Source organism: Leisingera aquaemixtae (genome assembly GCF_019801145.1).
GTDB lineage: Bacteria > Pseudomonadota > Alphaproteobacteria > Rhodobacterales > Rhodobacteraceae > Leisingera > Leisingera aquaemixtae_A.
Genome location: NZ_JAHVJQ010000005.1, coordinates 186,419 through 209,284, shown reverse-complemented (window position 1 = coordinate 209,284; position 22,866 = coordinate 186,419). Strand labels below are relative to the sequence as shown.

The window sequence follows — 22,866 nt, the reverse complement described above, 5'->3', positions numbered from 1 at the left end:
ATGGCGGGCCGTTGGGCATCCTCCGGGATCGCCGCCGGTCATCAGGCTGTCTGTTTCCGCCCTTTGCCCCGCAGAACCATACGTCTGTCCCCGCGGGGACAGACAGAGATTTTCCAGCACCCTGCCCTCTATTTGCCGCCCGCCTCTAAGGCCGCAGGCCAGAAGTATTCCGGTTTGTATGCCTGTCTGCTTCACCTGTCCCCGCGGGGACAGGTGAAGCAGACAGGCCCGAACAGCCGGATTAGACACCAGGTCACCGGGCAGTTTCTGCCCTGCCCGCTGTTTTGTCCCCGCGGGGACAGCGGTGAACAACACAGCGGCAGGCTGACATGAGACATAAAAAAAGCCCGGCATCACTGCCGAGCCTTTGCGGTTTCCTGGTGCTGTCCCCGCGGGGACAGTTGCGTCAGTCGTCATCTTCCAAGGCGGCAAAGAACGCGGCGATGGCGTCCTCCAGCTTGTGCCGGTCGATCCCGGAAAAGTCGCGCTCCATCGCCATCTCGATCTTGCCGTCGCGCGCCTGGCAGCGGACTGTCCCCGCGGGGACAGTGCAGCGCAGGGTGGTCTTGGCGACACCGGGGCGCGGCGCGGCAGGGCTGCGGGGGGCATTCTTGCGCTTGCCTTCGACAAAGCTGCGCAGCACCTCCAGCTCCGCCTCCTCGGTGGAGGGCTGCACCCGTGCCAGCGCATCGCGCAGCACCTGGGCGTTCATCGCATCGGCTTCCAGCCGTTTCTTCAGCTCCAGCCCCAGCGCCCGCGGGATCGCCTCCGGGTATTTCAGCGCATCGCCCACCGCCTTCAGCACCTGAGCGAAATGGCGGATATAGATCTTCTTCTGACGGCCTGCAGAGGCATAGAGGTCGTTGACCGCATCCTCGAGAGTCTTCGCTCTGGTGCCCGCGTCCTCGGCATACCGCAGCGCCAGCTGGGCCATCTCTGCAAAGGAGATGTCGCGGCGCACCAGGTTCTCGTCTACCATCCGGCGGTAGAGGCTCTGCAGCGTGTCGCCCTTGGCCACCAGACCTGCGGGGATATGCTCATAGGCTTCATCCTCTGTCTCCCGCAGCAGCTCCAGATAGGCCCGCAGCCGGCGGTAGCCTTGGATCAGCTCATAGCTTCCGTCCTCGTTCTCCTCGACCCGGATCGGGTTTGAGAGGCCGATGGATTTGATCGAGGCCTTCAGTTCGTCCAGGTCCGGGTCGCGGCCTTCCCTGCGGTCCCGGATCAGCTTGGTCGCGCCAATCCGGCCGATCGGGATCCGGTCGACCATCAGGCCCAGCTTTTTCAGCCGCACAAACTCATGCGCCAGCCGGTCGTTCTCGGCGCGGATCTTCTCCTCCGCCTCGGCGCGGGTGCGCAATGCGTCGGCGTTCTCGGAGATCGCGGTGGCCATCGGCCCGCGGCGGGAAACGGCAGGTTTCTCAGCCGGTGCTTCCGCCGCTGTCCCCGCGGGGACAGCGGCGGTGTCAGGGGTGAAGTCGATGTCGAAGACTCTGCGTTTGCTCATGCCTCATCCTCCAGTTTTTCCCAGGCTTCCAGCGCGTAGGCCTTGAATTCGTCATAGGCCTGATCAAACGACGCCCGCGCACGCCGCCAGGTTTCGCGTGTCATGTCCCGGTAATCGATTTCGTAGATGGAACTCAGGAAGCGGCCCGATTGTTCGACTGCGCGGGTCATCTCGATCGGGTGCTCGGTCATTCTACCCTCAAAAACCTTCATAAATGCCGAACGCATCGCACGGTGCAAATCGTTACCGCTTTCGTAACGGGTCAGCAGGAAGCGGACGTCCTGGAACACCTTGGGCAGGGCGAATGTCCCCGCGGGGACAACCCCGTTGAAGGCCGACAGATCCTCCAGCGCCTCGGACAGCTGGCCGATGAAGGAGGTGGTGGAGTCATATTCCCAGTAGCCGGGGCCGGAGGGGATATAGAGCATGTCGGCGGCAAAGACCGCGTTCATCGACTGGTAGCCAATCGCAGGCGGGCAGTCGAAGATCATCAGGTCGTAATCCTCGGCCGGCAGCTGGTCGAGGTAGCGGGAGACCGCAGCGAAGAACGACCATTCCGGGTTCAGGTGGCGGTACTGGGCGGACGCGAATTCCACAAACGCCGCATTGGCGCAGGAGGGGATGATGTCGATGGTCGGCCAGCTGGTCGGCTTGACGAAGTCGCTGGTGCGAAGATCCTGCAGCCCCATGCCGGTGATCGCGTCGGGCAGCTGGCGCTGGGGCAGGGAGGTGCCGGATTCCGCGCCCTGCAGCGAGGCGTTCATCCGCTCGGTCTCGCGCACCAGATCGCGGGCCATGATGCCCCAGACGGTGTAATCCTCGGTGACGTCACTGAGGCCCATGGAATGCGACAGGGTGGCCTGCGGGTCGAAGTCGACGCAGAGCACCCGGTAGCCGTCCAGCGCCGCGGCGTGGGCGAAGTGCAGCGCCACGGTGGACTTGCCGGCGCCGCCCTTGAAGTTGGAGATCGCCACCCGCAGCGCCCGTTTCCCCGCGGGGCGCTTGGGCAGCAGCGATTTGCGGTTGATCTTGATGCGGCGGCGCAGCTCGTTGATCTCCTCCAGCGAGTACCAGCGCTGGCGGCCGTCCTCCTCGACATGGCCCTGCGGCAGCGAGGGGTCGGTGGAGAGCCGTCCCCGCAGGGTCGACTGGTTGACGCGGAAGATCAGCTCCGCCACTTCCCAGGAAGAGAACCGGCGCAGGGTCTTTTCCATCTCGGGGGAGAAGGTCTGCTGGCGGATCCAGCTTTGCATCTTGAGGGATTGGGCCTGCATTTTGGACAGGTCTTCGTGCGTAAACATCGCTGCTCCTTGGCCTTGCACGTTGTTGTTATTTGGCGGCGTCCATTTTCTTGCGGACGCTAATTCAGCCTCAATATTCATTTACGCCGAATTTGCAAAAAACGCAAAAGCTAATATGGTCGGAAAGAGCGTCCTGTCCCCGCGGGGACACATTTGCGGAAGGCCCAGTGAAATAAGGCGCAGGGCGATTCGGAAGGCTGAGGCCAAACGATTCGATTCATTGGGTTTTTCTGGTGGTTGCCTCCCAGATTTAGGGGGACACCCGGGACCGGGACACAGCAGATTGGGGGACATTTTGGCGCAAATAGGGGTCACCCAAGATGTCCCCCAATACCATTGATACCAATTTTTCTTTCGAAAAAGGGATTGGGGCTGAATTCAATTCCCGCCGGCGCTTGACAGAATCGGAATTCCGGACGCAAATCGGATACAACAAACGAATAGCGTTGAGTTCGGAGCAAAACCGGCCAGCGTAATTCCCGGCAAACTCTCCGGGAGCACTTGAGGCAGCATATCCCGGCCCAGGAGGGCAGGGAGGGAGAAACGGGGGCAGCAATGCTTGCCAAACGGCCTGCGGGGCGCAACGCCTCTGCACTGAAGTATGATATCCTCACGGCGATGGGGGCTTATGCGCTTGGCCAGGGCAAGGGGGCGCAGAAGCTGGTTCTGCGTTTCATGACACTGATGACCGCCCGCTACAACTGGCAGCGCGATGAACTGGCCGTCGGCCAGCGGGAGATTGCCCGGCTGTGGGATGTGGACGAGCGCACTGTGAAGCGCGAGATGGCCAAGCTGCGCGGCTGGGGCTGGCTGGTGGTGAAACGCCAGGGCGCCCGCGGGCGGGTCACCGAATACGGGATTGATCTGGAGCGGCTGCTGGCAGACACGCAAGAGCGCTGGGGGGCTGTTGGTCCGGACTTCGAGCACCGGATGCAAGGTGCGGATGAGCCTGCGCCGAATGTGGTGCCCCTGCGCCCCGGTGCGGTGCCGCCTGCGCCGGATGTGTCTGACGGCCATGAGTGGAGCCTCGCGAAGGCGGTGCTGCACGCGGAGGATCCCGCCAACTATGCCTCCTGGGTGCAGGGGCTGGAGCGCGCGGGCAGGGCAGGGGGCAGGCTGGTGCTGAAGGCGCCGAGCCGGTTCCATGCCAATTACGTGATGTCGCATCTGATGCCGCGGCTTCTGGCCGCCTGCCGCGATGTCGATGGCGAGGTCTCCGCCATTGTTGTGGAGGCGTGAGGCGGAAACGGCACGCCTGCGGTTGAACCCTTTGGGGCCAAGGCATTATGTGGGCGGGCAGGGGGCTTGGCGTGATAGGCCCCGCGGAACAAGGAGCAGCCGGGCATGAGCGGCGCGCAAGACAAGATCTGTGTCATTGGCCTCGGCTATGTGGGGCTGCCGCTGGCGGCGGCGTTCGGGCAGCAGCGGGAGGTCGTGGGGTTTGACATTGATCCCTCGCGCATTGCCGAACTGCGCAAGGGCGAGGACCGCACCCGGGAGCTGGAGCCGGAGGAACTGGCCGCGGCGGAGTTCCTGCGCTTTACCTCCGACCCGGCGAAGATTGCGGACTGCTCCATCTACATCGTCACCGTGCCGACGCCGGTGGATGCCAGCCACCGCCCGGACCTGAGCCCGCTCTTGGCGGCCTCGGCGATTGTGGGCGGGGTGCTGAAACCCGGCGATCTGGTGATCTATGAATCCACCGTCTATCCCGGCGCCACCGAGGAAGACTGCGTGCCGGTGCTGGAGGCGCGCTCCGGCCTGGCCTTCAACCGGGATTTCTTTGCGGGTTACAGCCCGGAGCGGATCAACCCCGGCGACAAGGCGCGCAGGCTGAAGGATATCGTCAAGGTCACCTCAGGCTCGACGCCGGAAGTGGCGGAGCGGGTTGATGCGCTGTACCGCGAGGTGGTGGCGGCCGGCACTCACAAAGCAGCGAGCATAAGGGTCGCCGAGGCGGCCAAGGTGATCGAGAACAGCCAGCGGGATATCAACATTGCGCTGGTGAATGAGCTGGCCAAGATCTTCAACCGGATGGGGATTGATACCCAGGCGGTGCTGGAAGCGGCGGGCACCAAGTGGAATTTCCTGCCGTTCCGCCCCGGTCTGGTGGGCGGGCACTGCATCGGCGTGGACCCCTATTACCTGACGCACAAGGCGGAGCAGCTGGGCTATCACCCGGAGATCCTGCTGGCGGGCCGCCGTCTGAACGACGGCATGGGCGCCTATGCTGCGGGCGAGATGGTCAAGGCGATGCTGAAGCGCGGCCTGCCGGTGGCCGGCGCGCGGGTGCTGGTAATGGGGCTGACGTTCAAGGAGAACTGCCCGGACCTGCGTAATACGCGGGTGATCGACGTGGTGCGCAGCCTGGAGGAATACGGCGCGGTGGTGGATGTGCACGATCCCCATGCCGACCCGGAAGAGGCGCAGGAAGAATACGGCATTTCGCTGGTGCCGGAGCCGGGGCAGGGGGCCTATGCCGGGGTGGTGCTGGCGGTGGCGCATTCCGAATTCCGCGCGATGGGGGCAGAAGCGGTCCGGGCCCTGGGGTCCGAGGGTGCGCTGGTCTATGACCTGAAATACGTGCTGGCGCCGGAGGAGGCGGACCTGCGGCTCTGATCCGGGCGCGATCTCCCGCTTTGTTCCGGATTGCTGTATCCTTGCCGGTGACGGCGAGGAGGTCTGTGATGAGTGATGTTCTGGAAGGCCGCTGCCTGTGCGGCGCTGTGAAAATCCGTGTTGAAGGGGCGCATGATCCGCGCGCCGGGGCCTGCCATTGCCGCATGTGCCAGCGCTGGACCGGCGGGCTTTTCCTGTGTTTCGAGGCGGCTGCGGAAGCGGTGACGGTTGAGGGGCCGGCGGTGCGGTATCAATCCACCGCCTTTGCCGAGCGCGCGTTCTGCGCGACTTGCGGCTCGCACCTGTGGATGCGGGATGTGGATGAGGACGGCGCGCCCTACGACCTGATGCCGGGGCTGTTTGATGCTGCCCTGGGCTGGCCGCTCAGGTCGGAGATCTATGCCGACCGGGCAATGGCGGCGGTGCGGCTGGAAGGGGATCACCAGCGGACAACGCGGGACGCGTATGAGGCGCAGAACCCGTTCATTGACGGCGATGTCTGAGCGCAGGGGCTGCCTTAGCGGTCTGTGCGGGCCAGTGCCAGGCCGAGGCCGGAGGTGATGAACAGCGCGCCGGTCAGGCGGTGGCGCAGGCGGCCGAGCCTCAGGATTGCGGGCCGGGCGGATTGCGCGGAGGCCGCCCAGATCATGTCGCCTGCGAAAATCACTGCCAGGTAGATCGCCGCTGCGGTGAGCAGGGCCGCTGATCCGGCGCCGGGCGCAATGAACTGCGGCAGGAAGGCGGCGTTGAACAGCAGGGTTTTCGGGTTGATCAGGGCCAGCAGCAGGCCTTGCCAGAAGATGGTGCGGCGCGGTTTGCGGCTGGCCTTGGCCTCTTCCATGCCGGCAACGCCCTGCCGCCAGGAGTGCACGCCGAGATAGAGCAGATAGGCGACGCCGGCCCATTTCAGCCAAAGGAAGGCGGAGGCGGCGAATTCCAGCACCGCGGCAAGACCCAGAACCACCGCGGCAAGCTGCAGGGCCACGCCCGCGGTGGTGCCAAGCACGGTGACCGCCCCAAGGCGGAAGCCGCGGGCCAGCGTATTGGCGATGATCAGCGCCACATTCGGCCCCGGAACCGCAACCAGAACCGCTGTTGCGCCCGCAAGCGCCAGTGCCATCGTCAATTCCATGGGAATGCCCTCCGCCTGTTGAGCAGGCATAAGACTCGCGGACATGGAGGCTTGCAACTCTTTTTCAAGCGGCTGCCGGGGAGCTACCGCCCAATCCGCGGCAGTTTCGGGCCGCTCCAATAGGCGCCGCTGTCCTGGCGCAGGGCGTCATAGGCCTCAATCCGGCGCCGGGCGTCCTCGCCGCCGGCGCCGATCAGATGGGTGAGCAGGCATTCCAGCACTGCCATGGCGCCGCCGATGGCGCCGAACGGGTGCAGCGAGTTGGCGGCCACGGCCAGCACGTGGTCGGTGCGGATGCCGGGGGCGATGACCTCGCTGTCGGAGATCAGGATCACCGATGCGCCGCGTTCGCCTGCCAGCCGCAGCGCCTGAATGGTGCCGGCGGAGTAGGGGGCGAAGGTGATGGCGATCAGGCAGTCCTCGGGGCCAATGTCCACGAGGTCGTCAAGCGCCGCACCCATGTGGCGGGGGACCAGCTCCAGCGCCGGCAGCGCCATGCGGCCGACGTAGTGGAAGTAATAGGCCAGCGCATAAGACGACCGGGTGGCGGTGACATAGCTGCGGCGGGCGGCGGTGAGGGTGTCCACGATGGCCTGGGTGCGCTCTGCCGTCATCAGCCGCAAAGAGCGCGAGGTGATGTTGAGCTGGTTGCGCGCGGCGGCGGCCTGCAGTGCGCCTGCGGGGCCTTCGTCCTGCATCCGGTCAAGCCAGTCCTGGCCGAGGTCTGCCTCATGCGCAGTGGTCAGGGCGGCGCGGAAGGGGGCGCGGAAGGCCTCAAACGTGTCATAGCCCAGGTGCTGGGCAAGGCGGACAAAGCCGTTGGCGCTGATGCCGGTTTTCTCAGCCGAAGTGCGCACGGTATCGAGGCCGAAGTCGCCGGGGTTGTCGATCACGTATTTCGCCGCCGCCTTGAGCTTGGGCGGGAGTTCCTCCATCCGGTCCTTGAGGTGCTGGATCAGCCGGGCGGTTTTCCTGGGGTCGAGATGCGGGTCCATGCGCCGTATCAGAGCAGATGTGCGGAAAATGGCAAGGACGGAACGGGTGTTATTCCGAGAGGAAAGCCATCAGGTCCTGGCGGGCGTGCAGGATGCGGATGATCTCTGGGCGGCCGTTCTGCAGGCGGTAGATCACCAGATGCGCGCCTGTGGGGTGGATGCGGACCGGCGGAGTGAACTCATCCCGTTCGCGGGCCATTTCGGGGAAATCTGCCAGCAGGTCGAAGAGGGCAAACAGGCTGTCGGTATAGGCATCGGCCTGTGTTTCGCCCCAGGTGTCCCTGCCATAGCGCCAGATAGCGGCAAGGTCGGTGCGGGCGGCGGGGCGGATCCGCCAGCGCGGCTCAGCCATTGCGGCGCATGGCGGCCTTGAAATCTTCGGCGCTCAGCGCCTCCGCCGGGCCGCTGGCGAGGCCAGCGTCGATGGCGGATTGCAGTTCTGCTATGGCGGCGGCGCGGGCCTGGTCGCGGCGGATCAGATCGCGGACATAGTCGCTGGAATTGGCATAGGTGCCGGCGCGGGCCTGTTCCTCGACCCAAGTTTTCATCTGGTCCGGCAGGGAGACGTTCATTGTGGCCATTGGCAGGCTCCTTTCGCTGGAACAGGATATGGCAATCTTTGCCATACTTGCAAGAGGAGCGGAATGGTGGGCGGAATCGCCCACCCTACGTAAAAAAAGCCCGCAACCAGTCGTTGCGGGCTTTTCTAACTTGTCCGGGTGGATCAGGCGGAAACCACCTTGAGGCCCTTTTCTTCCAGCGGCTGGATCGAGCCGTCTTCGCTGATGGTCACCCGCTCGCCGTGATCGAGGCTGTCGAGGCCCTTGCAGGCGACCAGCATCAGCACGTCCTTTTCGCGGGCGACGATGGCCATGTGGCTGAGCCAGCCGCCGACCTCGGAAAGCACCGCGCCAGAGCGCTGGACGTAGGGCAGCCAGGCCGGGTTGACCATGCGGCAGACCAGGATGTCGCCGTCCTGGAAGTCTGCAAAGGCAGCGGGGTCGATGCAGCTGTCGTCCTCCATCCAGAACACCCGGGCGGTGGCGCTGCCGCTGCCCGCGACGCAGGTGCCGCCCATGGTGCCGTCGCCCGCCTGGGCCTGGGCGCCGAGCGACAACAGCTCGCAGTCGCGCAGGGTGAGGGTGACATCTGTCGGTGCGGATTTCTTGCGCAGCGCTTCCTTCTCTGCCCGCGCCTCAGCCAGGTCGCGCAGGGGGGCCGGGTTGGACCAGTTGCTGTCCAGCACCTCCGCGAAGGTCAGGCTGAACACCAGATCATCCAGCCCGCTGGTTTTCCCAAGCGCCAGCAGGGCGCGGCGCAGTTCGGCGACGACGCGCAGGGCTTCGTGCTTGGCCTGTTCCTTAAGGTCCTGATAGGCGATGGCGATGCCGATGGTATCGTCCAGCTCATCCGGCAGGTTGGCCGGGACCGGCACCGCGCCGATCGGCTCCACCGCGCTGTCGAGCAGGGAGTGGAGCAGCGCCGGCGCCTCGGCGTAGCGGGGCGAGGACAGCTCGTAGTCGAAGATCGAGCGGTGGCCCATCAGCTGCATGGCGCGCGTCTGGGCATCCTTGCCGGTGCAGGAAGCCAGCAGGCTGGAGGGCGCGTTGGGCAGTTCCGCGTGCATGAGATGCGCGCGCAGGGCCGGGTCGCCGGCCGCCGCCGAACCTGCCTCGCCCATGGTGAAGCCTGCTAGGATGTTGATCTTCTCGGCCTCCAGATAGACCTCGCGGATGAACATGTCCTTGAGGGTGGAGATCGCCTCCAGCAGCTTGTCCTGGGGCAGCGCGGCGTAATCCACGGCCTGCCAGATCGCCAGCTTATCGCGCAAGGAAGGCATCACGTCGCTGCGGAAGCGGGTGATCATCGGATGCGCCTGCTTGCGCAGCTGCTTGGCCTTGGCGGCGGTGAGCTTGAGCGTCATGCCCTGTTTCAGCGCCACATCGACGTAGGTCTTGCCGAACAGGTTCACCAGATGGCCGTCGCGCCCCTCGGGCAGGCCATAGGGCACGCCCAGCTCGCGGCAGGCCAGGTCAACGCTGCCGCCCGGCGCCCACAGCTCGCTCATCAGCGAGAAGGAGAGCGGGGTGGGGCGGGGCAGGACTTCGGACATCTCGTCCTGCTCCAGGATGGTCTGATCCGGGTCCGCGTCCGCATAGCGGTCCAGCAGATCGCGCCATTCTCCCAGACGGACCTGTTCCTGCTCGGTGCCGAGGCTCAGGGTGGTGATGTCGCGGCTTTGGACGATTTGGAACTGGCCGTTTGCATAGGCCCATTCGACGTCCTGCGGGCAGCCGAAGGTGTCCTCGATTTGTTTCCCAAGCGCCAGCAGCGGCGCCATGTTCAGCGTCTGGTCCTGATCTTCGGACGCGGGCAGGCCGGTGTAGCGGCCAAAGCGCAGGGAGGTCGGGGTGACGCGGCCGGACACCAGATCCTCGCCGCAGCCCTCGACCCATTCGATCATGCACATGCCGGGGGCCATCGGGTCCTGGGTGAAGAGGACGCCGGCGTATTCCGCCTGCACCATTTCCTGCACCACGATATTGCCCTGGTCGGTGCTGTCGCCCTCGCCGGAGTAGCTGGCGGCGCGTTCCGAGGAGAAGCTGGTCACAACTTCATCCAGCGCGGCGCGCATGGTCTCTGCAGTCACGTCGAGCACCGATTCAAAGACGCCAGCAAAGCTTTGGTCGTGGCCGTCCTCGTTGCTGGCGGAGGAGCGCACGGCAACCGGCTTGCCGCCTGCAAGGGCAAAGACCTGTGCCGCAAAGGCGTCCTTTTTAGCGTCGGACATTTCGCGGTAATCGTGGATTGCGTCGGAGCGGACGATCACGCCACCCGGCACCGGCAGGCCGGCATTGCGCAGGATCGACAGGCGCAGGGCCTTGTTGCCGGCATGCTCCAGCTCCTCGGTGTAGCCCATCGGGATCACGCCGCGCGGCAGCTTGGCAAGGCGGCGCTTGTGGGCGCGCAAGGCGATGGCTTCGCCCAGCTGGCGGTGCATGCCGGTGACATAGGCGCGCTGCACCAGCAGGAGCGTCAGACTGAAGCAGAGATAGGTATTGGCGGCGCCCGACAGGCTGAACACCATGGCAAAGAGCGCAGGCATGCCCAGCACCATCCACAGGGTTTTCTGGCGCGGTGTCTTGGCCACGGCCCACAAGAGGTAGACAGCGGCGAGCGCGCAGAACAGCACCGGCATGATGAACAGCGGGTCGGGCAGGCCGAGGTCGGCCATCCACAGGAACGGGGTCTGCAGGCTGGCGCTGGCCTCCTGCGCGGCGGAAACGCCCAGCATCATCACCGGCAGGAACAAGAGCGCGGTGAGGTTCTTCATCGGGGTCAGGCCCTTGTCCTTGTAGAACGCCTGCACCGCGCGCGCCTTGCGCACCGGGTCGTGGACCAGTTTCTCCTTCAGAGCCTTCATTTCATCCGCGGTTTCGGCGGTGACGATCTGGTCGCGTTCGGATTTCAGCGCCACCGGCAGCACCAGGATGCGGGTCGCGATGGACAGCGCCAGCAGGCCCAGCAGGATATGGCTGCGCTCATGCACCCACAGCAGCGCTGTGGCCAGCGCCGAGATCGCCTTGTCCCAGAGGCCGGTTTGCTGATCTGCCAGCCAGGCCTGCACATGCGGTTTCGGCTTGGGCGCGACGAAGTATTCCCACGGCAGAGTGTAACGGCCGCGGAAGTCGATGCCCTGCTGCGACAGCTCCAGCCCCAGCACCTGGCTCATGAAGCAGCTGCGGCGGTCGTAGCAGGCGGCGATGGTGGGCTTGTTCGGGTCCAGCTCCGCGATGCGCGCCATCAGGTCCGCGGTGGTCATCTTGCGGATCGGGATGTTGATCGCGCCGGGCAGGTGGCCGGTTTCAAAGTCGCCGGGATAGCGGGTGTCGACGATCTGCAGGTCCTCGGTGGTCAGCAGCGCTTCGAAGTCGGCGGTGCTGAGCAGCACGTCCTTGCCCGGGTATTCCGGGATCGCGCGCAGGTCGGAGAGGGATTGCACGTCCTTGTCGGAGAACTCGCGCCCCTCGACGATCCATTTCTCGATGCCGCCGGCGATGAAGCTGCAGTCGATGCCCATTGCCGCCAGCTTGGCGCAGGTTTCCGAGCTGCGGTTGCCGTTGTGGCAGAACAGAACGACCTTCTGGCCGGGCTGCACCGGCTGGCTCTGGACGAAGTCCGGGAAACGGATATGGGTGGCGCCGGGCAGGGTGCCCATGGCATTCTCGCCGGTTTCGCGGATGTCGTAGAACAGGGTGGAGCCGTCCTCCAGCGCCGCCGCCGCGTCCGCCGTGCTCATCGCCAGCGGATGGTCCTCCTGCTTGGAGAAGCTGGTCTCCTTGAGCGACGCGTCCTTGATGGTGGTGCCGTCAAACTGCGCCGGCCGCGTCAAAGTGGCCTGCAGCCTTGCCAGCTCAGCCTGCGCATGCGAGGAATACTGCCAATAGTTCCCGGCCGCCAGTGCCATGGCCGCCAGGACCAGCACGGATATCAGCTTGACCGGGTAGCGGCGCGGCGTGTTGCCCGGCTTAGGGGTAAAACCCAGTTTCGCCGCAATGACAGCGCCCAGGCCGGAAATCATGGCAATACCAACGGCCAGGACCTGCGACAGTGAAGAGACCGAGCCGATGACAAGTTCTGGAGATGGGATGGCCAGCGCCGCAACCGGGAGGACCGCAAATAGCGGCGTGAGCACAAGGAGTTGTGCTGAGCGGCGGAGGGACCGGGCGGTCCGGGCATGCAATAGGGTTGTCTTCACGGTGGTTCCTGTCGGGCCAGCTGAGTGTTTGTCTTAATTTATGGCGAATTTGCCTAAAAGATTACGAAAACCTTTCAGAAGGGTTAATATAGAGGCCGAAGAATAAAAGAACCGCAAAATTTTTCCGAGAATTGCAGGTGCGTTAACATTGTATTTTCAACTATGTGCCATGTAACCAAGGGGTGCGGCGTGTCTGCCGTGCCTGCCGAAGTCAGTCAGGAGGCTAGACTCGTGAAACTGTTTGAGTGCACCTTTGGTATCATTGAGCTTTTCCGGAAGCGGCTGCGGCCGGCAATTTCCGGTGCGCTGCTGGCTGCCTGGCTTGCGGCATTGCTTCCCAGTGCCGCCCTGGCAGGGACGGACCTGGTTTTCGGAACTTATGCGGCGGATAAACCAACCGCAACGGTCAAACAATACCAGCCGTTCCTCTCTTACCTGTCCGGGCGGATGAGCGAGGAGCTGGGCGAGCCGGTGACGATCCGGCTGAAGATCGCCAAGGAATACGAGGAGGGCATCCGCCAGCTGGCCAGCGGCGAAGTGGATTTCGCCCGTTTCGGCCCCGCCTCCTATGTGCATGTGATGAAGGAAAACCCGGGCATCCGGATTATCGCGATGGAATCCAAGAACGGCCAGAAGCGGTTCAAGGGGGTCATCGTGGTCCACCACGACAGCAGCGTGCAGTCGGTCGAGGAACTGGCCGGGCTGACCTTTGCCTTCGGGGATGAACTGTCGACGATCGGGCGCTACCTGGCGCAGGAATACCTTCTGGAAGCTGGAATCAGCAGTGCGGACCTGCATGAGTTCGCCTATCTCGGCCGCCACGACCTGGTGGGGGAAGCGGTCGGCGCAGGCCGGTACACGGCCGGCGCGCTGAAAGAGAGCACCTACAAGAAGCTGGTTGCCAAGGGGGTGCCGATCCGGGTGCTGGCCTCCTTCGACAATGTCACCAAGCCCTGGCTGGCTTCGGCGGACATGCCGGAGAATGTGCTGGAAGCAATGCGCAGGGTGATGCTGTCCTCCGAGCATGAGGAGATCGTGCGCAGGATTTCACGGAACGGCTTCCTGCTGGGCGAAGACCAGGATTATGACATCATCCGCCGGGCGATGGAGCGCAGCCTGGCCTTCTGAGGCGCCGCGTGACACCATGAAACGTACAAGCATCCTGTTTCAGATTGTGCTGTCGCTGCTGCTGGCAGCCTCGGCGGTCGGTTTTGCGGTCGGCGACCTGGCGCAGCGCCAGGAGGTGCAGCGGCTGGAAGAGCAGCTGGCGGAGCAGGCCGACCTCACGGTGTCCCTGCTGAGCGGGCTGATGCTGGAATCGATCATCGTCGAAGACGTGCCGGTGCTGGAAACCGGCCTGATCGAAGCGGTCAGCCGCAAACCGCAGATCGTGTCGATCCAGATCCGCAACCCGGCGGGCAAGCTGCTGGCCTCGGCGGAGGCGCCGGCGGCGCAGCCGGACGGCGGCCGGGTGATGTATGAGCGGCCGATCGAGCTGGAGGGCGCGGCCTTCGGCACCATGGTGGTGGAATGGTCGACCCGGGACGGCGAGGTGCTGGTGGCCGCCAAGGTGCGCCAGATCATCATCTGGACGGTGGTGCCGGTGCTGGCGCTGTCGCTGCTGGTGCTCCTGCTGGTGCATGTGCTGGCGCTGCGCCCGCTGCAGATGATCCACAAGCGGATGTCGGACGCGATCTCCGGCCTGCGCAGCCCGGCGCAGCGGCTGCCCTGGTATGCCTCGCGCGAATTCCGGGCGCTGGATTTCTCGGTCGGGGTGCTTGAGGAAACCTTTGCCGAGCGCGACGAGCGCGAATTTGCGATGGAGCAGGCCCGCGAGGTGGCGGATATCGCCAACCGGGCGAAGTCGGAATTCCTCGCCAATATGAGCCACGAAATCCGCACCCCGATGAACGGGGTGATCGGCATGGCGGAGCTGCTGCAGGACACCGACCTGGATGAAGACCAGAAGATGTATGCGGAAACCATCGCCAAATCCGGCTCGGCGCTGCTGACCATCATCAACGACATCCTGAACTTCTCCAAGATCGAGGCGGGCAAGGTCGAGTTCAGCATCGCCCCGTTCAACCTCCAGACCGCGGTCGAGGACGTGGTGACGCTGCTGTCGCCGAAAGCGGCGGAGAAGGGGGTCGAGATCACCATGCGCTACGACCCGGCCCTGCCGGAAGTGTTTGAGGGCGATGCCGGCCGGATCCGCCAGGTGATCACCAATGTGGCCGGCAATGCGGTCAAGTTCACCCGCGAAGGCTATGTCTATATCGAGGTGACGGGAGAGCGCCAGGACACCGGCAGGCATCTTCTGCGGCTGCGGGTGCGCGATACCGGGGTCGGCATCGCGCCGGACCGGATCGGCAAGATCTTCCGCGCCTTCGAGCAGGCCGACAATGCCGCCACCCGCAACTTCGAGGGCACCGGCCTGGGGTTGGCGATCTCCTCCCGGCTGCTGTCGCTGATGGGGGGATCGGTGCAGGTGGAATCGGAGCCGGGCAAGGGATCTGTCTTCACCATCGAGATTCCGCTGCAGGCGGGCGGTCCGGTGGCGGCGCAGCCGGCTGGCGGCCGGCACAGTTTTGCCGGGCTGAACGGCCTGCTGGTGGATGACCTGGAATTGAACCGGGTGATCCTGTCGGAACGGCTGAGCGCCTGGGGCGTGTCCTGCACTCTGGCGGCCTCGGCGCATGAGGGGCTGGAGATCCTGGCGGATGCGCAGCTGGACGGGCGCAGGTTCGACTTTGTCATCCTCGATTTCCAGATGCCGGCGATGGACGGGCGCGCCCTGGCCGGGCGGATCCGGGCGATGCCGGGGTTCGAAGCCGTGCCGCTGATCATCCTGTCGTCGGTGGAGCACGCGCTGAGCCGGGCGGATTGCGAGGCTATCGGCGCCTGCGAGTTCGCGCTCAAGCCGGTGCGGGCGGTGCAGCTGCGGCAGGTGCTCGACCGGGTGCTGAGCCTGCCTGCGCCAAAGGCGGTGTCCGCGGACGGCGCCGATGCCGGGGATCAGCCGGCGAGCCGGCTGCTGCAAGTTCTTCTGGCGGAGGACAACCGCACCAACCAGCTGGTGGTCACCAAGATGCTGAAGGATGCGCCGCTGGAGATCAGCATAGCCAAGAACGGCATGGAAGCGGTGGCGCAGTTCCGTTCGGCGCGGCCGGATATCGTGCTGATGGACATGATGATGCCGGAGATGGACGGCATCGAGGCGACTGCCGAGATGCGCCGCATCGAAGCCGAGAGCGGCAGCCGCAAAACCCCGATCGTGGCGCTCACCGCCAATGCGCTGCAGACCCACCGGGAGAAATGCCTGCAGGCCGGGATGGATGATTTCCTGAGCAAGCCGATCAACAAGAAGGCGCTGACCGAAGCGATCAGCAAGTGGACGGGCACCGAAGACCTGCAGCGCACCGGCAGCTGAGCGGCCGGCCCCGGCCGGGCGGCCTGGGCTGAGGTGAAGCGCAAGCCCGGCGCGGCGGCGGTCAGCCGCGGCGGCGCTGGAGCAGCAGCCCGGCCAGGCTGGAGGCGGCAAACAGCGCCGCTGCCAGGCAGACAATGCTGGGGCCTGCCGGGGTGTCCAGCGCAAAAGCCAGCTGCAGGCCGCCAACGGCCGCCAGCATGCCCAGCAGCGCCGCGATCGCGGCCATCCGCTCCGGGGTGGCAGCAAAGGGGCGGGCGGCAGCGGCCGGGATCAGCAGCATCGCCGCGATCAGCAGCACCCCCACCACCTTGATCGCCACCGCCACCACCAGCGCCAGCGCAATGGTCAGCACCATCTGCTCGCGCCTGGGGTCGATGCCGGCTGCATGGGCCAGATCCGGGTTCAGCGTAGCGGTCAGCAATGCGGACCAGCGCCACCACAAGAGTGCCAGCACCAAAACCGCCCCCCCCCAGATCACCGCCAGATCGGCGCGCCCCACCGCCAGGATGTCGCCGAACAGATAGGCCATCAGGTCGATCCGCACCCCCTGCAGGAAGGAGACGGCAACCAGGCCGAAGGCGAGCGAGGAATGCGCCAGCACGCCGAGGAGCGTGTCCATCGCATAGCCGCGCCCAGCAAGCGCCGAAACCGTGGTGGCCATCGCCAGCGCGGTGGCCAGAACGCCGGCAAAGACCGAGACATCAAAGCTGAGCGCCAGCGCCACGCCGAGGATCGAGGCATGCGCGGTGGCATCGCCGAAATAGGCCATCCGGCGCCAGACCACGAAACAGCCCAAGGGGGCCGCAGCCAGCGCCACGCCGATGCCGGCCAGGGCGGCGCGGATCAGGAAATCGTCAAGCAGGGTCATTCCGCTGCCTCATGGTGGTGATCGTGTTTGCAGTCGTGATCATGGCTGTGATTGTGCTCATGCCGGTAAAGCGCCAGGGCGCCTTGCGTGCCGGTGCCGAACAGCGCCCGGTATTCCGGGGCGGAAGCAACATGCTCCGGCGCGCCCTCGCAGCAGACATGGCCGTTGAGGCAGATCACCCGGTCCGAGGCCGCCATCACCACATGCAGCTCGTGGCTGACCATCAGCACCGCGCAGCCCAGCTCCTGGCGGACCTTCTCGATGCGCTGGTAAAAAGCGGCAGAGCCGGGCTGATCCAGGCCCTGGGTGGCTTCGTCCAGGATCAGCAGCTGCGGATTGCACAGCAGGGCCCGGGCCAGCAGCACCCGTTGGAACTGGCCGCCGGACAGGCTCGACATCTGCCGCGCCGCCAGATCGCCGGCGCCGGCCTGCTGCAATGCCTCCGCGGCGCGGGCGTCGGACACCCGCTCCGGCAGGCTGAGGAAGCGGCGCACCGTCAGCGGCAGGGTTGGGTCGATGTGCAGCTTCTGCGGCACATAGCCGATCCGCAGCCCCGGCGCGCGGGTGACGGTCCCGCGGGACGGTTTCTGCGCGCCGATCACGCTGCGCAGCAGGGTGGACTTGCCTGAGCCGTTGGGGCCGACCACGGTGACGATCTCACCGGGGGCAATCGACAGGCTGACACCGGACAGAACCGTGTTGCCGCCATGCGCGACGGTGAGGCCGTCCAGGGTAATCAGGCTGGTCATGCGGCCGGTTTCCCCTGGCATTTGGGGCAAAGGCCCTCGGCCTCGATCACCGCGCGCTCAATCACGAAGCCGGCGTCGCGGGCGGCCTGGCCGAGCTGGCCCTGGGTGGGTTCGCGCTGCGCTTCGGCCACGGCGTCGCAGGCGCGGCAGATCAGGAAGACCGGCGCGTGGCTCTCGCCCGGATGGGTGCACGCGATGAAGGCGTTGAGCCGCTCGATCTTATGGGCAAAGCCGTTTTTCACCAGGAAATCCAAGGCCCTGTAGGCGACAGGCGGCTGCGAGCCGAGCCCCTCTTCGCGCAGCCGGTCGAGGATTTCATAGGCCCCCAGCGCGCGGTGCTCCTGCAGGAGAATCTCCAGCACCCGGCGCCGGACCGGCGTGAATTGCAGGCCTTCTGCCCGGCACTGGGCATCCACGGCGGCGATGCCGTCCTGGATGCAGCTGGTGTGGTCGTGCGGGGCGAAGCCGATGGAATCCATATGCGGGGGTCCTTCTGGGCGGCGGCGGATTTGCCTCTTGATATGTTATGTTATGACGTTTATCAAGCGGCGTGATGTTATAAGATTACATGGGGCGTGAAATGCGGAGAGCTGGCATGTGGAAGAGTGGTGCAGCGGCGGCGGGTTTGCTGGCCGGGGCAGGGGCGGCCGTGGCGGAGGTGCCGCAGGTGGCGGCGGATATCGCGCCGGTACACGGGCTGGTGGCGCGGGTGATGCAGGGGCTGGGCGAACCGGCGCTGGTGGTGCCGCCGGGTGCGTCGCCGCATGGCTATGCGATGCGCCCTTCCGAAGCGCGGGCGCTGGATCAGGCGGATCTGGTGTTCTGGCTGGGCGAACCGCTGACCCCCTGGCTGGCAGGCCCGCTGGAGGAACTGGCCGGCGACGCGCACCGGGTGGAATTGCTGGCGGCAGAGGGCACAGTGGTGCTGCCGTTCCGCGAAGGGGCCCGGTTCGAGGCGCATGGGCATGATGAGGAGCATGAAGACCACGGCGATCACGATGATCACGCGGAGCACGAAGACCATGCTGAGCATGGCGATGGACATGACGATCATGCGGATCATGACGGCCACGAGGATCATGATCACGAAGACCATGCCGGAGAGGAAGGCCACGAGGGCCACGAAGACCGCGCCGATGCCCATGGGCATGACCATGAAGGCGCTGATCCGCATGCCTGGCTGCTGCCCGCAAATGCGCAAGTGTGGCTGGACGTGATCGCAGAAGAGCTGGCGGAGCACGACCCGGACAATGCGGCGGCCTACCGGGCCAATGCCGAAGCCGGCAAGCAGGAGATCGCGGAAACCGTGGCAAGCGTCTCGGCGGTGCTGGAGCCGTTCCGGACCAAGCCGTTCATCGTGTTCCACGATGCCTACCAGTATTTCGAGCAGGGCTTCGGGCTGAGAGCAGCCGGGGCGATCTCGCTGAGCGATGCGGTGAAGCCCAGCCCGGCGCGGGTTGCTGAAATCCGGGATGTAGTGGCGGATCTGAAAGTGGCCTGCGTGTTCTCGGAGCCGCAGTTCAATCCGGGGCTGGTTGCCACCGTGCTGGACGGCACCGCGGCTGGCACCGCTGTGCTGGATCCGCTGGGGGCGGGGCTGGAGCCGGGGCCGCAGTTTTATCCGGCGCTGCTGCAGGAGATCGGCTCCGCGATTGCCGGCTGCTGATCATTCCGGGCGGGCCATTTGGCCCGCCTTTTTCATCTGTTGCTGATCAGATGGGTCAGGGTGGCGCCGGTTTCATAGTAGGCGCTGCGCAGTCCGGCAAAGGGCAGGCTGTGGCCCTGGGCGGGCGGCACCGGCAGGCAGGCGCTGTCACCGGTCAGCAGCGCCTCGGCCATGGCGGCGCCGAACAGGGTGCCGGGGCCGATGCCGCGGCCGGAGTAGCCGAAACAGGCATAGCCGCCCTGCAGGTCCAGGATCTTGGGCAGGTGTTCGGAGGTCATGGCGATGCGGCCGTGCCAGTGGCTGCGGAGCCGCGCATCTTTCAATTCCGGGTACAGCGCTGCCAGTTTGCGCGGCAGCCAGCTGCGGTGCAGGGCACTGCCGAAGTGATTGAGCGCGCCCATGCCGCCGATCACCAGCCGCCCGGATTGATCCAGCCGCCACGACGACATCACCAGCGCGGTGTCCCAGCAGCCTTCCTTGTTTGGCAGGATCCTGTCCAGGAGCGGGCCAGGCAGCGGGTCGGTGGCGGCCTGGAAGTAATGCACTGGAATGACCTGCGGCGCGCTGTAGCCGGTGATGTCGCGGGCATAGGCGTTGGTCGCCATGATCAGGTGCTTGGCGCGGATGCTGCCCTTGGGCGTCGCCACATGCCAACTGCTGCCTTCGCGGCTGATGGCCGTGGCGGGGGAACGCTCATGCAGCTGCGCGCCAGCCGCGGCGGCAGCGCGGGCTAGGCCGCGGACGTAGGCCAGCGGCTGGATGGTGCCTGCGCGCGGGTCGAACAGCGCGCCGTGCACGGCGCCGGATCCGGTGCGCTGAATGGCGTCTTCGCGCGACAGCAGTTCCACCGGCGCGCCGATAGCTGTCAGTTGGGCGTGGCGGCGCTGCAAGTCCTTCAGGCCTGAAGGCGCATGGGCGCAGTGCAGGGTGCCGTTGTTTTCCGGCTCGCATTGAATGGCGTGTTTGGCGATCAGCGAAAACACCAGTGCCGGTGCGCCGGCCAGCAGCTGGGAAAGGCGGCTGCCGGTCCCTGCGCCCAGTGCGGCGTTGATGTCCTCGGGCGGCAGCCAGAGGCCGGCATTGGCCAGCCCCACGTTGCGCCCCGAACCGCCGCTGCCGGTTTCATCAGCCTCGACCAGGCGGACCGAGGCGCCCAGTTCCGCGGCTTTCAAGGCCGCGGAGCAGCCAGTGTAGCCGCCGCCGACCACCACCAGATCGGCCTCTGCCTCCCCGGAAAGCTCCGGGAAGGCGGGGTTTTCCTGGCAGGTTTGGTGCCAGAGGCAGGACGCCAGATCAGATGTCAAACTTGATCCCCTGAGCAAGCGGCAGCTCGCGTGAGTAGTTCACGGTGTTGGTCTGCCGGCGCATGTACCCTTTCCAGGCGTCAGAGCCGCTTTCGCGGCCGCCGCCGGTTTCCTTCTCGCCCCCGAAAGCGCCGCCGATTTCCGCGCCGGAGGGGCCGATGTTCACATTGGCAATACCGCAGTCGGAGCCCGCTGCCGAGAGGAAATATTCGGTTTCGCGCACGTCGGTGGAGAAGATGCAGGAGGAGAGGCCCTGGGGCACTTCGTTCTGCATTTCAATGGCTTGGTCCAGGCCGGAGTATTTCACCACGTAAAGGATCGGGGCAAAGGTTTCGGTGTGCATGATGGCGGTCTGGGCGGGCATTTCGACGATGGCCGGGTGCACATAAGCCGCATCCCCGTGGCTGTCCGCCAGCGCGCGGGTGCCGCCGTGCACGGTGCCGCCTTCGGATTGCGCCTTTTCCAGCGCCCGCAGCATCGCGTCCATCGCATGGCGGTCGATCAGCGGGCCGACCAGCGTGCCGTCGGCCAGCGGGTCGCCGATGGGCAGGCCCTCGTAGGCCTTGATCAGGCGCGGGATCAGCTGGTCATAGATGTCCTCATGCACGATCAGGCGGCGGAGCGACGTGCAGCGCTGGCCGGCGGTGCCGACGGCAGAGAACACGATGGCGCGCAGGGCCATTTCCAGATCGGCGGAGGGCGCCACGATCATTGCGTTGTTGCCGCCCAGCTCCAGAATGGTGCGGCCGAGGCGTTTGGACATGTCCGCGGAGACCGCCTTGCCCATCGGGACAGAGCCGGTGGCGGAGATGATGGCGACATCCTTGGAGGCGGTCAGCGCCTCTCCCAGGTCCCGCTCGCCGATCAGCACCTGGATCAGGCCCTCGGGCGCGTCATCGCCAAAGGCTGCCATGGCGCGCTCGCAGATTTTCTGCACGGCAAGGGCGGTCAGCGGGGTTTTCTCCGACGGTTTCCAGATCACCGGATCGCCGCAGACCAGCGCCAGCGCCGCGTTCCAGCACCAGGGGGCGACGGGGAAGTTGAAGGCGGTGATGATGCCGCAGGTGCCCATCGGGTGCCAGCTCTCGCGCATCGCGTGGCCGGGGCGCTCAGACGCGATGGTGAGGCCGTAGAGCTGGCGTGAAAGTCCCACCGCGAAGTCGCAGATGTCGATCATCTCCTGCACTTCGCCCAGGCCCTCCTGGTAGATCTTGCCGCATTCCAGGGTGACAAGGCGGCCCAGGTTTTCCTTCTCTTTGCGCAGTTCATCCCCCAGCAGGCGCACCAGCTCGCCGCGGCGCGGAGCCGGCACCAGGCGCCAGGATTTGAAGGCAGCCTTGGCAGCGGCGATCTGCGCTTCGGCCTCTGCCGCGGTGTGGGTTTTCAGGCGGGCAATTTCGCTGCCGTCCACCGGCGTGGTGACAGTCAGGCTGCCGCCGGTCAGTTCGGCCTCGGTCAGGCCTGCAGCGGCGAGGATGTCGGAATGGGGCATGTCGGAGTCCTTATGATGCGAGGGCAGGTCATGAGCAAAACTTTAGCCCGCTTTGCATCAATGTCCCGCCGGGCGTCGGTCTGATATAGAAATTGCACCGTCGGGCGCGGATTGCTATTGAAACTAAATCCTGAAGCCATGAGCAAAGATCATATGATTGCCCCGCGCCGCTTTCTGCCCTCAATCCCGTCGCTGCTGGCGCTGGAGGCCGTGGACCGGCTGGGCAGCGCCTCGGCGGCGGCGGAGGATCTGTCATTGACGCAAAGCGCCATCAGCCGCCAGCTGAAGCAGCTGGAGGAGCAGATGGGGGTCGATCTGATTGCCCGCGACCAGATGCGGATGCAGCTGACGCCGGCGGGGGCGGGCTTTGCCAAGGAGGCTAGGGCAATCCTGACCCGGCTGGCGCAGGCCTCGGTCAAGCTGCGGGCGAATCCGGATGGCGGCAGTTTCACCCTGTCGATCCTGCCGTCCTTTGGCCTGCATTGGCTGGCGCCGCGGCTGAAGGGGTTTGCCGCGTCGCATCCCGGCATCACCGTGAACCTGCACACCCACAATCTGCCGTTCAGCTTTGACGGGGGCACGGCGCAGGCCGCGATCCACTACGGCACCCGCGACTGGCCGGGGGTGGAGTATCTGCCCCTGATGCCGAAACATGTGCTGCCGGTCTGCGCGCCGGGGCTGATGGCGGGGCCGGTGTCCCGCCCGGCGCAATTGCTGGACTATCCGCTGCTGCATCTGGAGACGCATCCGGACTGCTGGGAGCAATGGTTTCATCTGCATGATGTGCCTGCGGCCAAGCTGAGGGGGATGCTGTTTGATCAGTCGTCTGCGATGACGCAGGGGGCGGTGCATGGGCTGGGGGTGGCGCTGCTGCCGGACTTCCTGGCGGAGAACGAGATTGCGCAAGGGCGGCTGGCGCTGGCGATGGAGGGTGAGGCGGTGAGTCTGGGTGAATATTTCCTGGTCTGGCCCGCGGATCAGGCGGAGGACTATCCGCTGATCAAGTTCCGCGAGTGGCTGATGGCGCAGCTGGAGGAGACCTGA

The 22,866-nt window shown here is 65.6% G+C and carries 19 protein-coding genes; 7 read left to right on the top strand and 12 right to left on the bottom strand.

Features of this window, described 5'->3' with window-relative positions; all coding sequences use genetic code 11:
• Positions 1–406: 406 nt before the first annotated feature.
• Both KUW17_RS13975 and KUW17_RS13970 read right to left on the bottom strand, forming a co-directional pair.
• The gene (locus tag KUW17_RS13975) at positions 407–1,507 is read right to left on the bottom strand and encodes a ParB/RepB/Spo0J family partition protein (RefSeq protein WP_222480143.1); all 1,101 of its coding nucleotides are present in this window, start codon (positions 1,505–1,507) and stop codon (positions 407–409) included.
• On the bottom strand, positions 1,504–2,808 hold the full coding sequence (locus KUW17_RS13970) for an AAA family ATPase (RefSeq protein WP_222480140.1): 1,305 nt from the start codon (positions 2,806–2,808) through the stop codon (positions 1,504–1,506). Before KUW17_RS13970 ends, KUW17_RS13975 begins: the two co-directional genes overlap by 4 nt.
• 555 nt (positions 2,809–3,363) lie before the next feature.
• On the opposite strand from KUW17_RS13970, the gene KUW17_RS13965 reads away from it, so the two are divergent.
• The 3 genes from KUW17_RS13965 (at position 3,364) to KUW17_RS13955 (ending at position 5,930) form a co-directional block, all read left to right on the top strand.
• The gene (locus tag KUW17_RS13965; RefSeq protein ID WP_222480139.1) at positions 3,364–4,047 is read left to right on the top strand and encodes a DnaA N-terminal domain-containing protein; all 684 of its coding nucleotides are present in this window, start codon (positions 3,364–3,366) and stop codon (positions 4,045–4,047) included.
• Positions 4,048–4,152: 105 nt separating this feature from the next.
• A complete protein-coding gene (gene tviB, locus KUW17_RS13960; RefSeq protein ID WP_222480137.1) occupies positions 4,153–5,427 on the top strand; it encodes a Vi polysaccharide biosynthesis UDP-N-acetylglucosamine C-6 dehydrogenase TviB in 1,275 nt (424 codons plus the stop codon).
• A 68-nt stretch (positions 5,428–5,495) separates the two neighbouring features.
• Positions 5,496–5,930: a GFA family protein gene (locus tag KUW17_RS13955; RefSeq protein WP_222480135.1), complete on the top strand. Its 435-nt coding sequence runs from the start codon at positions 5,496–5,498 to the stop codon at positions 5,928–5,930.
• A 14-nt stretch (positions 5,931–5,944) separates the two neighbouring features.
• Here the strand turns inward: KUW17_RS13955 and KUW17_RS13950 are convergent, their stop codons facing one another.
• From KUW17_RS13950 to KUW17_RS13930, 5 genes are all read right to left on the bottom strand, one after another.
• Positions 5,945–6,559: a LysE family translocator gene (locus KUW17_RS13950; protein ID WP_222480133.1), complete on the bottom strand. Its 615-nt coding sequence runs from the start codon at positions 6,557–6,559 to the stop codon at positions 5,945–5,947.
• 83 nt (positions 6,560–6,642) lie between these two features.
• The gene (locus tag KUW17_RS13945; RefSeq protein ID WP_222480130.1) at positions 6,643–7,554 is read right to left on the bottom strand and encodes a MurR/RpiR family transcriptional regulator; all 912 of its coding nucleotides are present in this window, start codon (positions 7,552–7,554) and stop codon (positions 6,643–6,645) included.
• Positions 7,555–7,603: 49 nt separating this feature from the next.
• Complete coding sequence (locus tag KUW17_RS13940; protein ID WP_222480128.1) at positions 7,604–7,906, bottom strand: type II toxin-antitoxin system RelE/ParE family toxin; 303 nt, start codon at positions 7,904–7,906, stop codon at positions 7,604–7,606.
• Positions 7,899–8,135, bottom strand: coding sequence for a type II toxin-antitoxin system ParD family antitoxin (locus KUW17_RS13935; protein WP_222480125.1), 237 nt, complete (start codon positions 8,133–8,135; stop codon positions 7,899–7,901). Before KUW17_RS13935 ends, KUW17_RS13940 begins: the two co-directional genes overlap by 8 nt.
• Before the next feature lie 143 nt (positions 8,136–8,278).
• Positions 8,279–12,136 carry a PEP/pyruvate-binding domain-containing protein gene (locus KUW17_RS13930; RefSeq protein WP_261397211.1) on the bottom strand — a complete coding sequence of 1,286 codons (3,858 nt, stop codon included), beginning with the start codon at positions 12,134–12,136 and terminating at the stop codon, positions 8,279–8,281.
• A 408-nt stretch (positions 12,137–12,544) separates the two neighbouring features.
• On the opposite strand from KUW17_RS13930, the gene KUW17_RS13925 reads away from it, so the two are divergent.
• Together KUW17_RS13925 and KUW17_RS13920 are read left to right on the top strand one after the other, a co-directional pair.
• Positions 12,545–13,441, top strand: a complete 897-nt coding sequence (locus KUW17_RS13925) for a PhnD/SsuA/transferrin family substrate-binding protein (protein WP_222480123.1) — start codon at positions 12,545–12,547, stop codon at positions 13,439–13,441.
• A gap of 16 nt (positions 13,442–13,457) precedes the next feature.
• On the top strand, positions 13,458–15,743 hold the full coding sequence (locus KUW17_RS13920) for a response regulator (RefSeq protein WP_222480121.1): 2,286 nt from the start codon (positions 13,458–13,460) through the stop codon (positions 15,741–15,743).
• A 61-nt stretch (positions 15,744–15,804) separates the two neighbouring features.
• Here the strand turns inward: KUW17_RS13920 and KUW17_RS13915 are convergent, their stop codons facing one another.
• Genes KUW17_RS13915 through KUW17_RS13905 form a run of 3 tightly spaced genes read right to left on the bottom strand, consistent with a single transcriptional unit; the run spans position 15,805 to position 17,839 of the window.
• Complete coding sequence (locus KUW17_RS13915; protein ID WP_222480119.1) at positions 15,805–16,611, bottom strand: metal ABC transporter permease; 807 nt, start codon at positions 16,609–16,611, stop codon at positions 15,805–15,807.
• Positions 16,608–17,360 (bottom strand): metal ABC transporter ATP-binding protein, encoded by a 753-nt coding sequence (locus KUW17_RS13910; RefSeq protein ID WP_222480117.1) that lies wholly within the window; start codon positions 17,358–17,360, stop codon positions 16,608–16,610. The genes KUW17_RS13915 and KUW17_RS13910 overlap by 4 nt, the downstream gene beginning before the upstream one ends.
• On the bottom strand, positions 17,357–17,839 hold the full coding sequence (locus KUW17_RS13905) for a Fur family transcriptional regulator (RefSeq protein ID WP_222480115.1): 483 nt from the start codon (positions 17,837–17,839) through the stop codon (positions 17,357–17,359). Before KUW17_RS13905 ends, KUW17_RS13910 begins: the two co-directional genes overlap by 4 nt.
• Positions 17,840–17,955: 116 nt before the next feature.
• Here KUW17_RS13905 and KUW17_RS13900 point away from each other — a divergent pair, with 116 nt between their 5' ends.
• Entirely contained in the window at positions 17,956–19,026 is a 1,071-nt protein-coding gene (locus KUW17_RS13900; RefSeq protein ID WP_261397210.1) for a zinc ABC transporter substrate-binding protein, read from the top strand.
• Positions 19,027–19,058: 32 nt separating this feature from the next.
• Here the strand turns inward: KUW17_RS13900 and KUW17_RS13895 are convergent, their stop codons facing one another.
• Positions 19,059–20,330, bottom strand: a complete 1,272-nt coding sequence (locus KUW17_RS13895; RefSeq protein WP_222480111.1) for an NAD(P)/FAD-dependent oxidoreductase — start codon at positions 20,328–20,330, stop codon at positions 19,059–19,061.
• Complete coding sequence (locus KUW17_RS13890) at positions 20,320–21,822, bottom strand: aldehyde dehydrogenase family protein (RefSeq protein WP_222480109.1); 1,503 nt, start codon at positions 21,820–21,822, stop codon at positions 20,320–20,322. The genes KUW17_RS13895 and KUW17_RS13890 overlap by 11 nt, the downstream gene beginning before the upstream one ends.
• 138 nt (positions 21,823–21,960) lie before the next feature.
• Between KUW17_RS13890 and KUW17_RS13885 the strand changes: the two genes are divergently transcribed.
• Entirely contained in the window at positions 21,961–22,866 is a 906-nt protein-coding gene (locus tag KUW17_RS13885) for a LysR substrate-binding domain-containing protein (RefSeq protein WP_261397209.1), read from the top strand.

What these genes read in the sequence shown, in the direction of transcription:
- tviB (WP_222480137.1), top strand. Translation starts at nt 4,153, where the DNA reads ATGAGCGGCGCGCAAGACAAGATCTGTGTCATTGGCCTCGGCTATGTG.
- KUW17_RS13940 (WP_222480128.1), bottom strand. Translation starts at nt 7,906, where the DNA reads ATGGCTGAGCCGCGCTGGCGGATCCGCCCCGCCGCCCGCACCGACCTT.
- KUW17_RS13905 (WP_222480115.1), bottom strand. Translation starts at nt 17,839, where the DNA reads ATGGATTCCATCGGCTTCGCCCCGCACGACCACACCAGCTGCATCCAG.
- KUW17_RS13970 (WP_222480140.1), bottom strand. Translation starts at nt 2,808, where the DNA reads ATGTTTACGCACGAAGACCTGTCCAAAATGCAGGCCCAATCCCTCAAG.
- KUW17_RS13965 (WP_222480139.1), top strand. Translation starts at nt 3,364, where the DNA reads ATGCTTGCCAAACGGCCTGCGGGGCGCAACGCCTCTGCACTGAAGTAT.
- KUW17_RS13915 (WP_222480119.1), bottom strand. Translation starts at nt 16,611, where the DNA reads ATGACCCTGCTTGACGATTTCCTGATCCGCGCCGCCCTGGCCGGCATC.
- KUW17_RS13920 (WP_222480121.1), top strand. Translation starts at nt 13,458, where the DNA reads ATGAAACGTACAAGCATCCTGTTTCAGATTGTGCTGTCGCTGCTGCTG.
- KUW17_RS13945 (WP_222480130.1), bottom strand. Translation starts at nt 7,554, where the DNA reads ATGGACCCGCATCTCGACCCCAGGAAAACCGCCCGGCTGATCCAGCAC.
- KUW17_RS13900 (WP_261397210.1), top strand. Translation starts at nt 17,956, where the DNA reads ATGTGGAAGAGTGGTGCAGCGGCGGCGGGTTTGCTGGCCGGGGCAGGG.
- KUW17_RS13885 (WP_261397209.1), top strand. Translation starts at nt 21,961, where the DNA reads ATGAGCAAAGATCATATGATTGCCCCGCGCCGCTTTCTGCCCTCAATC.
- KUW17_RS13935 (WP_222480125.1), bottom strand. Translation starts at nt 8,135, where the DNA reads ATGGCCACAATGAACGTCTCCCTGCCGGACCAGATGAAAACTTGGGTC.
- KUW17_RS13975 (WP_222480143.1), bottom strand. Translation starts at nt 1,507, where the DNA reads ATGAGCAAACGCAGAGTCTTCGACATCGACTTCACCCCTGACACCGCC.
- KUW17_RS13950 (WP_222480133.1), bottom strand. Translation starts at nt 6,559, where the DNA reads ATGGAATTGACGATGGCACTGGCGCTTGCGGGCGCAACAGCGGTTCTG.
- KUW17_RS13890 (WP_222480109.1), bottom strand. Translation starts at nt 21,822, where the DNA reads ATGCCCCATTCCGACATCCTCGCCGCTGCAGGCCTGACCGAGGCCGAA.
- KUW17_RS13955 (WP_222480135.1), top strand. Translation starts at nt 5,496, where the DNA reads ATGAGTGATGTTCTGGAAGGCCGCTGCCTGTGCGGCGCTGTGAAAATC.
- KUW17_RS13910 (WP_222480117.1), bottom strand. Translation starts at nt 17,360, where the DNA reads ATGACCAGCCTGATTACCCTGGACGGCCTCACCGTCGCGCATGGCGGC.
- KUW17_RS13930 (WP_261397211.1), bottom strand. Translation starts at nt 12,136, where the DNA reads ATGATTTCCGGCCTGGGCGCTGTCATTGCGGCGAAACTGGGTTTTACC.